11 protein-coding genes are annotated in these 12,720 nt (G+C 36.6%); 10 read left to right on the forward strand and 1 reads right to left on the reverse strand.

The annotated features are described in order from the left end of the window. Nucleotides 1-40: 40 nt before the first annotated feature. The 9 genes from AC1M87_RS10510 (at nucleotide 41) to AC1M87_RS10550 (ending at nucleotide 10,111) form a co-directional block, all read left to right on the forward strand. Nucleotides 41-1,003, forward strand: a complete 963-nt coding sequence (locus tag AC1M87_RS10510) for a p-hydroxyphenylacetate 3-hydroxylase reductase component (RefSeq protein WP_180028234.1) — start codon at nucleotides 41-43, stop codon at nucleotides 1,001-1,003. Between the two features lie 225 nt (nucleotides 1,004-1,228). Then, nucleotides 1,229-2,464 (forward strand): OprD family outer membrane porin, encoded by a 1,236-nt coding sequence (locus AC1M87_RS10515; protein WP_481593654.1) that lies wholly within the window; start codon nucleotides 1,229-1,231, stop codon nucleotides 2,462-2,464. Nucleotides 2,465-2,499: 35 nt separating this feature from the next. Beyond that, complete coding sequence (locus AC1M87_RS10520; RefSeq protein ID WP_481593655.1) at nucleotides 2,500-3,642, forward strand: ABC transporter substrate-binding protein; 1,143 nt, start codon at nucleotides 2,500-2,502, stop codon at nucleotides 3,640-3,642. Nucleotides 3,643-3,727: 85 nt separating this feature from the next. Then, nucleotides 3,728-4,765, forward strand: a complete 1,038-nt coding sequence (locus AC1M87_RS10525) for a branched-chain amino acid ABC transporter permease (protein WP_035266350.1) — start codon at nucleotides 3,728-3,730, stop codon at nucleotides 4,763-4,765. Continuing rightward, entirely contained in the window at nucleotides 4,762-6,564 is a 1,803-nt protein-coding gene (locus tag AC1M87_RS10530; RefSeq protein ID WP_481593656.1) for a branched-chain amino acid ABC transporter ATP-binding protein/permease, read from the forward strand. Before AC1M87_RS10525 ends, AC1M87_RS10530 begins: the two co-directional genes overlap by 4 nt. Beyond that, nucleotides 6,561-7,334: an ABC transporter ATP-binding protein gene (locus tag AC1M87_RS10535; protein ID WP_481593657.1), complete on the forward strand. Its 774-nt coding sequence runs from the start codon at nucleotides 6,561-6,563 to the stop codon at nucleotides 7,332-7,334. The genes AC1M87_RS10530 and AC1M87_RS10535 overlap by 4 nt, the downstream gene beginning before the upstream one ends. Nucleotides 7,335-7,372: 38 nt before the next feature. Beyond that, on the forward strand, nucleotides 7,373-8,374 hold the full coding sequence (locus AC1M87_RS10540) for a ketopantoate reductase family protein (RefSeq protein WP_481593658.1): 1,002 nt from the start codon (nucleotides 7,373-7,375) through the stop codon (nucleotides 8,372-8,374). After that, nucleotides 8,364-9,107 (forward strand): class II aldolase/adducin family protein, encoded by a 744-nt coding sequence (locus AC1M87_RS10545; protein ID WP_228143120.1) that lies wholly within the window; start codon nucleotides 8,364-8,366, stop codon nucleotides 9,105-9,107. Before AC1M87_RS10540 ends, AC1M87_RS10545 begins: the two co-directional genes overlap by 11 nt. Before the next feature lie 17 nt (nucleotides 9,108-9,124). Further along, nucleotides 9,125-10,111 carry a TauD/TfdA family dioxygenase gene (locus tag AC1M87_RS10550; RefSeq protein ID WP_481593659.1) on the forward strand — a complete coding sequence of 329 codons (987 nt, stop codon included), beginning with the start codon at nucleotides 9,125-9,127 and terminating at the stop codon, nucleotides 10,109-10,111. Between the two features lie 609 nt (nucleotides 10,112-10,720). Here AC1M87_RS10550 and AC1M87_RS10555 read toward each other — a convergent pair. Then, complete coding sequence (locus AC1M87_RS10555) at nucleotides 10,721-12,094, reverse strand: spinster family MFS transporter (RefSeq protein ID WP_481593706.1); 1,374 nt, start codon at nucleotides 12,092-12,094, stop codon at nucleotides 10,721-10,723. A gap of 160 nt (nucleotides 12,095-12,254) precedes the next feature. Here AC1M87_RS10555 and AC1M87_RS10560 point away from each other — a divergent pair, with 160 nt between their 5' ends. After that, complete coding sequence (locus tag AC1M87_RS10560) at nucleotides 12,255-12,704, forward strand: MarR family winged helix-turn-helix transcriptional regulator (RefSeq protein WP_481593660.1); 450 nt, start codon at nucleotides 12,255-12,257, stop codon at nucleotides 12,702-12,704. Nucleotides 12,705-12,720: the final 16 nt, after the last annotated feature.

Consider the following 12,720-nt stretch of genomic DNA (forward strand, 5'->3'; position numbering starts at 1 on the left):
TGCCATCATGGAAGGTCATTTTGGGATTCAGGAGAAGGGAATGAATAGTTATCAAAAATCGGAAGAACAAGCTATTGATCCGATGAAATTCCGCAGAGCACTCGGTAATTTTGCAACTGGGGTTACTATTATTACAGCGCAAAATGCGCAAGGTGAAAAAGTGGGTGTAACTGCCAATAGTTTTAACTCAGTTTCATTAGACCCACCTTTAATCTTGTGGAGTATTGATAAAAAATCGACCAGTTTTGAAGTTTTTAAAAACTCTAGTCATTTTGCAGTCAATATTTTATCTGGATCACAAATCGAGGTATCGAATAAATTTGCTAAACGCAATATTGATAAATTCGAAGGAGCAAACTACCGTTTGGGTGTAGGTAATGCTCCAGTTCTGGAAAATTGCTCTGCTGTTTTTGAATGTGAATTATTTCAAATTGTAGAAGGCGGGGATCACTGGATTATTATTGGAAAGGTCGTTAATTTTCAAGATGAAGGTCGTAGTCCATTAGTATATCACCAGGGTGCGTACTCAGCAGTAACACCACACCCAATGTTAAGAATTAAAGATTCAAATCCGGTCCAAACTGATGATTTGGGTCAACTATATCAAGGTAACTTATATAATAATGTTGCCTATCTCATGAGTCGAGCATTCAAGTTTTATCAAAATGATTACATCCCAAAGCAATTAGTCACAGGTTTTAGAACGAGTGAAGCTCGAATGCTTTTAGTGCTAGGCAGTGGTGCAAGTTCATGCAAAGATGATTTACCACGTGATATAGCAATGCCTATGCGAGAAATAGAAAGAGCAGCGGAAATCCTTAAGAAGGATGAGCTACTAGTCGAAACAGAAGAATTCTACCAATTAACGGATAAAGGTAAAAAAACCGCACATTATTTATTTGATATAGCTGATGAGCATCAAAATGAAGTATTTGCAAAATACAGTGACCAAGAAAAGAATACCTTTATCACCATTCTAAAAGATATTGCGGGTATTCATTAAATCAAATTGGGCTAAATGTTAGATCATTTGGCCTTTTTTCAATCTATGAAGATTTAAAAGGGATTTAATTATTAATTAAGGTATATAAATATACTTAAAAGAAAATTGAATTTTCTATGGAATTGGAAAAGAATTGGGTTGAATATATGAAATTTCATATAGCTGAATAGAAAAAATTAAACAGGGTTGAGTGAGAAAATCAGTAAAAAACTAAGGGGAAGTTGAGTGAAAAAGTTACCTACATTTGCAATACTAGCAATTTGCTGTAATACAGCAGTTTATGCGGACTTGGTAAAAGATAGTCAAACGACAATAAATTTAAGAAATTTCTTTATTGATCGAAATAACACAACACAGCCTGATGTTGGTAGTTGGTCACAAGCATTAGGTCTAAAGTTTAGTTCAGGTTATACCAATACACCCGTTCAGGTGGGTTTTGACGTGACTTCAAGTTACGCACTAAGATTATCAAATCATAATGCTGAAAGGTCTGATTCGATCTTACCATTTGATCTCATAAAAAATGAGCAAGAACGTAGTTATAATAAATTTGGTGCAACCTTAAAGCTGAAATATAAAGATTCTGAGCTATTAGTTGGGGAACTTTCGCCAAGAACACCTGTTGCATTTATTGATGATTCACGTCAGTTGGTGACAACATATGCTGGTGCGGCATTTGAAACGAAAGCGATTCAAAATTTAAAATTTTCAGCTGGAAGAATCACTCATATAAACGCGCGTAATGATGATGAGTTTGAAAAACTAAGCTTGTTTGCACCAGGTAAAGCAAGAATAGAAAGTAATGGTTTAAGTTATGTTGGTTTAGACTATAATTTTAGCCCTAAAATTTCAGGCTCTTACTGGTTTGGTCAGCTCGAAGATATTTATAACCAACATTATTTAAATGCAGCATATAACACTCAAATTGGCGACTCTAAAATCAAATTAGATGCACGTTATTTCCATAACAGTGAAGCTGGTGACAAATACTATGGAAACATAGATAGCAAAACATTTGGCGTTCAGGCCAACATTCAAAATGGCTCACATAGTTTTGCTGCAGGTGTTCAAAAAAATTCCGGGGATACCAATTTTCCAACATTTGATGGATTCGCTCCTCAACCTTTCCTACATACTTGGTCAACTTTAGGTTTCATCAAACCTGAAGAACTTACTTATCATGCACTTTATTCTTATGACTTTAAAAATGTTGGTTTGCCGGGTTTAAGAACGACTTTGCGTTATTTATATGGTACGAACATAGAGCGTAATGGCCTACCAGATAATAAAGAAACTGAAGCTAATTTCATTGTCGGCTATACCGTTCCAGAAGGGTCTTTTAAAGGGTTGGGTATAGAATGGAGGTATATCGACACGACTACTAAATATGGTGCAGGAACAACCAATGGTAATGATTTTGTTGAAAATCGAATCATTACTACATATAGCTATAAATTCTAATTACATAAACAGTTAATGGACAAACTGGAGATTATATGATGTTTAAAAAATTATTATTATCAACAAGCTTAATCGCAATTGCCACTTATGCTCAAGCTGATATCACGATTGGAGTTGTGACATCATCATCCGGACCTGTAGCAATGGTAGGTATACCACAAAAAAATACAGTTGCTTTATTACCTAAAAAAATTGGTAATGAAAATGTTCGATATATTTCTCTTGATGATGCGAGTGATCCTACAGCATCTGTCAAAGCTGTCGAGAAACTAATTAAAGAAAATAAAGTTGATGCAATTATTGGTCCTTCTGGTTCACCAAATGCTTCTGCAGTGATAGGGACAATTGCTAAAGCGAAAGTACCTCTTCTTGCACCTGTTGGTACTTCCTCGATTGTAATGCCAATGACGGATCAAAAAAAATGGGTGTTTAAGACCACTCAGAATGATGAAATCATCGCAGAAGCGCTTGTGCAAGATATGGTGAAGCGAAAAATTACAACTCTAGGATTTATCGGTACTGCTGATCCGTATGGAGAAAACTGGGGAAAAGTCTTAGCGAATTTAGCAAAGAAAAATGGGATTAAAATCGTTGCTCAAGAATCATTTCAACGTCAAGACACCTCTCTAACTGGTCAAGCGTTAAAACTCATAAGTAAAAAAACACAGGCAATTCTAGTTGCAGCACCAGGCAGTTCAGCAGTGCCTCCACAAACTGCTTTATATGATCGAGGCTATCGAGGGCAAATTTATCAAACGCATGGTGCGGCTTTAGATCAATATTTAAAAATGGGTGGCAAGAAAGTAGAAAATACGATTTTAGCTGCCAGTTTAATGCTTGTTTTAAATGAAGTATCTAATACACATCCTTCTAAGAAAATTGCTACTAAATATATCAATGATTATAAAGCAAAATATAAACAAACACCTGCAACCTTCGGGGCAAATGTGTATGACGCAGGTATTTTGCTTGAAAAAGCTGTACCGACTGCTTTGAAAAAAGCAAAGCCTGGCACCGTGCAATTCCGTGAAGCTCTACGTGATGCATTGGAATCTACAAAAGAAGTCGCAGGAACTCAAGGCGTGTATAACATGAGCCCATCTGATCATAGTGGATTTGACAAGCGTGGGCGTGAAATGATCATTGTTAAAAATGGTCAGTGGAAACTACTGAAGTAAATTTAGCTTTTCATAAATGAACTCAGAGCGATATGCATATATCGCTCTAGGTAAATTCATCCTCAAAAAAGGGTAGGAAGATGTTATGGATTTAAATATCGCGTTAATTTTGGGGCAGGATGGTATTACCAGTGGTGCTATTTATGCATTATTAGCGCTATGTATCATTTTAGTTTTTACTGTCACTCGGATATTACTTATTCCATTGGGTGAATTTGCTGTATTTGGTGCATTGACTTTGGCATCCATTCAAGCAGGTATTCCAAGCTTAATAGTTTGGCTGGTCGTTGCGTTTTTTATTGTCAATACAAGTCTGGATTTATACGCTAAATTTTTTAAAAATCAAATATTTAATATCAAAATTTTTATTGCGTCATTGATTTATATTTCTTTGATCGTTATCGCGATGTACACACTACCTTTAGCGACGCTTCCAATGCCAATTCAAGTTTTATTGACTTTGGCTGTGATTACACCGCTTGGTCCTCAAATGTATCGCACTTTTTTTCAACCTTTAGTGGCAGCCAAACCTTTAGTTTTATTGATCGTGTCGATAGCGGTTCATGTGGCATTAGTCGGTTTAGGACTCGTGATATTCGGTCCAAATGGTGCTCAAACACAACCGTTTAGTGACAAAAGCTTTGAGATTGGGACTCTTGTTTTAAGCAGTCAAACTTTGATCATTATCGTTTCATTCTTTGTGATGATTTTAGTGCTTTGGTATTTCTTTGAAAAAACACTCTATGGTAAGGCTTTGCATGCAACTGCTGTCAATCGAGTCGGTGCACAGCTCATGGGTATTTCTCCAATCTTTGCGGGCAAACTGACTTTTGTTTTAGCTACATTTATCGGAACGTTATCAGGCATTTTAATTGCACCGATCACAACCCTGTATTACGACTCAGGATTTATTTTAAGTCTGAAGGGATTTGTAGGGGCAATCATTGGAGGACTAATCAGCTTCCCAGTCGCAGCAATTGGTGCCGTGATTGTTGGTGTTATTGAGTCTTTCTCCATGTTTTGGGCAAGTGATTACAAAGAAATCATCGTCTTTACATTAATTATTCCTTTCTTACTTTGGAAATCACTCACAACTCGTCATGTTGAGGAGGATGAAGAATGAAATCAAAAACTTATTTCTTTATATTTGCGCTAATTGTATTCATCAGCCCATTTTTTTTACCGACCTATCAAGTCACTTTATTGAACTATATTGGTCTAAATGCATTAGTCGTGTTAGGTCTTGTATTGGTGACAGGCGTTGGAGGCATGACTACATTTGGTCAAGCAGCCTTAGTTGGAATTGGCGCATACGCAACTGCTTACTTAACTGTGACTGAACAATTACCAAGTTTCCTCGCATGGACAGGAGGCAATCCTTGGTTTGGACTTCTGCTCGGAATAGTCATTACAGTCGCATCTGCGATTTTGGTGGGTGGCTTAACACTAAAACTTTCAGGGCATTATCTGCCTTTAGGTACGATCGCTTGGGGCATTTCACTTTATTATTTCTTTTCGACCATTGAAACTTTAGGTGGGCATTCTGGAATTTCGAATATTCCCTCTATCTCTATCGCAGGATTTGCCTTTGATAATGGCAATAAAATGTTCTACCTCATTTGGCTCATTGTATTTATTGCCATTATTTTGACAAAAAATCTTTTAAATTCTCGAGAGGGTCGAGCAATCCGCGCTTTGAAAGGCGGACAAGTAATGGCTGAGTCTATGGGAGTAAATACGTTTAGAGCAAAAATGATCATCTTTGTGATTGCTGCAATTTTTGCATCAATTTCAGGGTGGCTTTATGCACACACGCAAACTTTTATTAACCCGACACCTTTTGGACTCCAAATGGGTATCGACTACTTGTTTATGGCGTTGTTAGGCGGTGTCGGTAGTATTTGGGGTGCAATATTAGGTGCAGGCATATTCACCATGGTACGCCAATGGTTGCAAGATGCTTTGCCTATTATTTTTGGCGGACAAGGTCATTATGAAACAATCGTATTTGGATTAATCATTGTTGTATTGATGCAAAAAGCACCATCAGGGATTTGGTCATTTATTACTAAGTTGATCCCAAATAAATATAAGCCTGTAGATTTATATCCTTCAATCCACCCCATTCCTCAAATGGACAAAGCAGACAATCAAATCAACAAGGGTGAATTGATATTAGATGCGAAGAACATCACGAAAAAATTTGGTGGCTTAGTTGCGAACAATGAAATGAATCTGAAAATTCACGCTGGAGAGGTTCTCGCTTTAATTGGTCCGAATGGTGCTGGTAAAAGTACCATGTTCAATCAAATATCAGGTGTAGATGTTCCAACAAGCGGTGAAGTTTTATTTAAAGGTAAAAAAATAAATGGCATACCATCCAGAGAAATTGCCAAATTAGGATTAAGTCGCACATTCCAACACGTAAAAATCTTGCCTGAAATGACAGTATTAGAAAATACAGCCATAGGTGCTCATTTGCGCGGAGAAAAAAGTGTCATCTCATCCATGTTACTTCTTGATCGAGTTGAAGAAAATGAACTTCTCAATGAGGCTAAATATCAACTAGAACGTGTAGGGCTTGGAGAATATTTGTATGTCGAAGCTGGCAGTTTAGCACTCGGGCAGCAACGTATTTTAGAAATTGCACGTGCTTTATGTGCGAACCCAAGCTTATTACTACTTGATGAGCCCGCAGCAGGATTAAGATTTAAAGAGAAACAAGCCTTAGCTGAACTTCTAGCCAAATTACGTGCTGAAGGTATGGCGATTCTCTTGGTCGAGCATGATATGGACTTTGTCATGAATCTCGCAGACCGAATTGTGGTCATGGAGTTCGGTCAAAAAATTGCTGAAGGATTACCAGAAGAAATTCAAAAAAATGAAGCTGTATTGGAAGCTTATTTAGGAGGTGCTGCATGATCACAATGCTTGGAAATCAAGAGGGCACGCCTCTGCTAGAAGTAAATAATTTGAGTGTTGCTTACGGAAAAGTCGAAGCGCTTTCAAATTTTAATATGCGTGTTAATCAAGGCCAAATTGTTTCTGTTGTTGGTCCAAATGGTGCGGGTAAAACAACTTTATTGTCTGCAATTATGGGGGTGCTGGGTTCTAAAGGACACGTCGATTTCGATGGGCATGTGGAGCAATGTCCACAGGTTGAGCAAATGGTCATTCATGGGCTCGGATTAGTGCCTGAAAAACGGGAGTTATTTGGAACAATGTCTATTGAAGACAATCTTATGCTTGGCGCTTTTCAACGCTATCGCCAAAGAGACAAAGAAATTTTCAGCACTTTAGATGAAGTGTATGACATTTTTCCTCGTTTGAAAGAAAGACGATCTCAGCAAGCAGGAACACTTTCTGGTGGTGAACGACAAATGCTTGCAGTGGGTCGTGCACTCATGGCTAAACCTAAATTGTTGATGCTTGATGAGCCGAGTTTGGGATTAGCACCACTCATCACTCGAGAAATTTTTAAGGTCATTGACCAATTAAGAGGACATGGCGTGTCTATCTTGTTAGTTGAGCAGAATGCCAGAGCTGCTTTAAAACTTGCAGATTATGCTTATGTCCTTGAAATGGGAGAACTATCAATGGAAGGAAGGGGCTCTGATTTAGTTGAAGATCCAAGAATCATCGAAAGTTACTTAGGAATTAATAGTAAGCATCAAGACGTATTAGCTATATAGAACATAACAAATCATACGATTTTCAGGGATTTGAATGGATGTCAAAAAAAATTTTGGTATATGGTGCTGGAGCCATAGGCTGTGTAGTTGCTGCTAGATTAACGCTAGCAGGACACCAAGTCACTGTTCTAGCGCGAGGGGAAAAAGTCGAAAAGCTAAAGCAAAAAGGGATTCATTTAAAAGATGTACTGGGTGAATTTCAAGTACATCCATCTCGAATTGTGGATACTGAAGAATGCATTGAAAAACAGGATTTTATCTTTATAGCAACGAAGTTTAACGCTTTATATGAAATTTCAACTCAGCTGAAGCGTTATATGCATAACGCGACAGTCATCGTGCCGTTAATGAATGGAATACCCTTTTGGTATTTTTACGGTTTAGAGAATAACTCTGAACATTCAAGCATAAATTGTTTAGATCAACAGGGCGTTTTAAATGACCATTTTCCATTAGAACATTTAATTGGCGCTGTCGTATTTATTACAGCGCAAAGTGTCAATGGAAATGAGGTTAAATCAGACAATCCATATTTGTTGATCTTTGGTGAGCCGACTCATCAAATGACTGAACGATTAGATGCGCTTGTTGAATTGTTTGAAAATACAAGTATCGAAGCACGACGCGTAGAGAACATCCGAGATCAAATTTGGACCAAGGTTATGGCTAACTTGAGCTCCAATCCATTATCGGTTGTGGCTGATGCTCCGCTAAGTAAAATTTATGCTGATCACAATTTAACTCGAATTACGCAACAAATTTTATATGAAGTTCGAGCTGTTGCGGCTTGCTATGGCGCTCGTATCAATATCGACCCAAACACATTTTTAAAATTGGGTTCAGAGATGGGGGAAACATATACATCAATGTGGCATGACTACAAAAATCATCGCCCTTTAGAGTTAGCACCCATTGCAGAAGCTGTATTTGAATTGGCAGATGCTTATGAATGTCCGATGCCGACATCCAAACTTATATATGAATTAACGGTCTATTTAAGCGAACAAGCCAGAACAAGGAATAATGAAGATGAAAAATAATGTATTGAATGTCTCTGAAGCTGAATGGGCGCTCAGAGTTAAATTAGCGAATTGTTATCACCTTATTGATTATTTTGGTTGGACGGAAACAATTTTTAATCATGTCTCAGCGCGCTTACCAGGAGCTGAACACTATTATTTAGTAAATCCTTTCGGCTTGAACTATACGGAAATCACACCCGAAAATTTATTAAAAGTAGATTTAAACGGTAATAAAGTGATTCATTCTGAATATGATGCCAATCCTGCAGGATTTGCTTTACATAGTGCTGTTCATGGTGCTCGTGATGATATTCGATGTTTAATACATACACATACCACACCAATCAGTGCCATTGCACAAAAGAAAGATGGCTTTAAAAATGACAATTTTTATGGTGCGCAGTTATATGGGCGGGTAGGTTATCACGCCTTTGAAGGCATTACTCTATTCGAAGAAGAAAAACAAAGAATGATCAAAAGTTTAGGTGATCATCACATTCTGGTACTTAGAAATCATGGTGTAGCTGTGGGAGAGAGTACGATTGAAAAAGCTTTTTTCCTACTCTGGACAGTTCAACGAGCCGCAGAAATACAATGCCAAGCGGATTCAATGCGTGGTGACGATGTTGAATTAGATCATATCGTAAAACAGAAGTGTGCAGACTTAACTCAAATGTTAATTCAAGAAAGTGCTTTTGCAGATAAATTTTTTAATGCAATGGTTCGAAAAATGCAGGAAAATAAACACTAGTTCAGGGATAGATTGCGATGAATACGATATTAAAAGAAAAAATCAGTCATAAGTCGGCATGGGTGGGCAAAGACCTAAAAAATCAGACAGATTGGATTTATTATTTAAGCGAAGAAATGCTTCATGAATTAAGCCAAAATTTGCGATTGATAGAACAACAAGATCTAGAAATTGATCAATTGAATAACACGCATTTAACGATTAATAATTCACAAGTTTTATCTGAATTTAAAAAATATGCCGATGAGCTTGAGAATGGATATGGTTTCTTTCTATTAAAAGGTTTAGATGTCTCTAAATTTAGTGAACGCCAATTGGCGATTATTTACTATTTAATTGGCATGTATATGGGTCAACCCGTTACCCAAAATCCTAAAGGCGATTTATTGGGTAAAGTAGAAAACGTTGGTGATCTTAACAACAAATCAACGCGAGTTTATGAAACAAACGCATATCTCCCTTACCACACTGACTTATCTGACGTAGTTGGATTGCTATCAATTAGAAAAGCAAAGAGTGGAGGATTGAGTAGTCTCGTCAGTGCTGCCACAGTCTACAATAGAATTTTAGAAAATTATCCTGAATATCTTGGTTATTATTATCATCCAACATATTGTGATCATTTGGGAGATCTAGAACCTACCTTGACACCAATTTTTAGTTATTATGAAAACAAATTAAGCTGTCGCTATTTAAGAGCTTATATTGAACTTGGGCATGAGCGAAAAGGAATCCCTTTATCCAGAGTTCAAGTCGATGCACTTGATATTTTCGATCAGTACATACAAGATCCTGATCTCAGACTAGATATGATGCTTGAACCGGGTGATATGCAGTTCTGTAATAACTATTGTGTAATGCATTCACGATCGTCATTTGTAGATGATGAAGACATCTCAAAGCGAAGAAAATTATTAAGATTATGGTTAAAAATGCCTAATGCCCGATCTTTAGCCAAGGATTTCCCAGGTAGAAATGGTATTCAAAAAGTAAATCTTTCTTAAAAAATGTTCAATATTTGACTACAACCTGACTCGGACTTTTAAGGCCGAGTCTTTTTTTTGCGATTACTCAAAAGTTGTAAGACTGAATCTGATTCAGAGATGAGTATAAATAATAATTACGCACTCATCTGATTGATCACCTAAACAATATTCTTTTTTTGTTAGCGCTATATGGTTCGGCATCATATCTTCAAACAATAATCACACTTTGAATGAGTTAAGTTAAATCAGCTTCTGGAAGTGAGTTTTCCTTATTCAGCAGTCCTGAACGCATTTTAGTAAATTTGAGAGTGATTTTTATTCAAGTTGTTGAGGGAGAATAATCTGCTCTTCAAACGAAAAATGTTGAAAGCCTTGACCTGACACGGGGTACGTCATTTATTTTTATTTAATCGGGCATCGGACATGGGTAATCATCATAATGCGGCTTTGGCTTGCAAGAAGTAGACGTTGATTATTTTTTCTCGCCTTCTAATTAGTTTAATCATTACTGGCTTTCAGTTGTGAAAAAAGAACTCGAACAGATGTTCGAGTTCTTTTTCCAAAATAAACCAAATTTGAGCTTAGATTTAAGAAAATGGTTTTATGCTATTTTGCTCAAATCACGTCTTATCTGACCATTTCATCTTTTTCTACATCTAGACTTTTCACAAAATGTTTACATCCTGTTTTAAGTAAAATAATCGTCAATAGCGCTGAGAACCCACCTACGATTGAAATTGAATAACCCACCATGTTGGTATCTCCGAATACTTTATCGGTAATTAATGCGACTAAAGTTGTTCCAATACCTAAACCGATTAAGCTGCTGATTAACAAGAAAATTGCAGAAATTTGAGCTCGTAATTGATTTGGAGCTAAAATTTGCATAGCTGCTGTTGAGGTTGGCATTGGGAAAGATGCAAAGAACATAGCCACTGTAAAAATAGCAACAGATAACCACAGTGAGTCTACTAATGTATAGCTAATAATCGGTAAGATAATTCCTAAACCACCTAAATAACCAGCATACATTGCAGCATCACGTCGACCTTTACTTGTCAGATAATCAGTTAACCAGCCTGCAAAGAAAACGCCAGATGTGTTTGCGATAAGTAGAATCGTTCCTAACATATAACCTGTTTCAACAGGACTTAGACCAAAGTTACGCATATAAAATGCAGGTGACCAGCTCATGACACAAAACAATGCCATTGCATAGAATGTGAAGCCCATATAGTGACAAGTAAATGTCTTACTGTGCTTTTTTAAGAATTTAAACGAATCCGTAAATTTAACTTTTACGACATTGCCTGAGGCATCGAGTTTTTGTCCTGTTCGTTGCGGATCTCTTACTGTCAAAATAAATAAAAGACCAATAAAAATACCTGGCAATCCAACAAGAATAAAGGCAACTTGCCAAGCCTTCATCATGCCGAGTAGAGGAACATCAATAAACGCTGCATCTTTTAATAAGCTGATCACATAGCCGCCAACGAGAAAAGCCATCCCTCCACCGATAAAAGAACCAATGGAGTAAATACCAACGGCTTTACCTAATTTATCTTTACTGAACATATCACTAAACATGGAATATGCTGCGGGTGATAATGCTGCTTCACCAATGCCGATCCCCATTCTTGAAAGAAAAAGTTGAATGAAGTTTTTACTTAGACCACAAGCCGCTGTTGCTAAGCTCCAAAAAATAATGCCAATTGCAATAATTTTTGGTCGGGAAAATCGGTCTGCTAAATAAGCGATAGGCAATCCCATAAATGCGTAAAATAGGGAAAAAGCTAAACCGTGCAATAGACTAAACTGAGTATCAGTTAAATTTAAATCTGCTTTGATCGGTTCAATCATCAAGACTAAAATTTGTCGATCAATATAAGAAAATATATAAGCCAACATACATAGTGTGACTACGTACCAAGCGTATCTCGTATTTTTTTTGACCGAAGCGGGTTCTTCAGCATTAGAGTATTCTGCATTTTCGTATCCTATATCCTTAAGGGTTTGATTTTTATTCCATTATTTTTTTAGCTAAACTGTGACTAGGTATTCAAATTTCAGCAGCATTAGTCATATATAATGCAAAGTTAAACTCAAATACTTTTTATCAGCATACTGATAATATTTATGATTTTATAAAAGGGCAATAGGTATGTTTAAAAAAAATACGAATTCACCTGAAATATTTGATAATGAATCGGGTTACCTTGGATTTTTATTAAGAAAGACATCCCATGTATATCGTTTAAAAATGGAGCGTGTACTTGCTGAATATTCAATCACTCCACCACAGTTCACAATTTTGAAAATTATTTTGACTTACCCAGGTTTCACAAATGCGGAAATAGCACGTTTTGCTTCATTAACACCGCAAACAGTAAATTTGATGATCTCAAAATTAGAAAAACAAAATATTCTCTACAAAACTTCTCATTCTACGAATAAGAAAATTCAATTAATTGAGATAACAGATTTAGGGAAAAAACTTATGGAAGATTGTGGTGATGCTATTGATCGTTTAGAAGATTCTTTAGTCGATGGTTTTAGTGAAAGTGAAATAAGAATTGTAAGGAAATGGATGAAAAAAATTAATGAAGAATAATTTTCTAAATTATTTG

The sequence above is a fragment of the Acinetobacter sp. 24-47-62 genome (genome assembly GCF_056779765.1).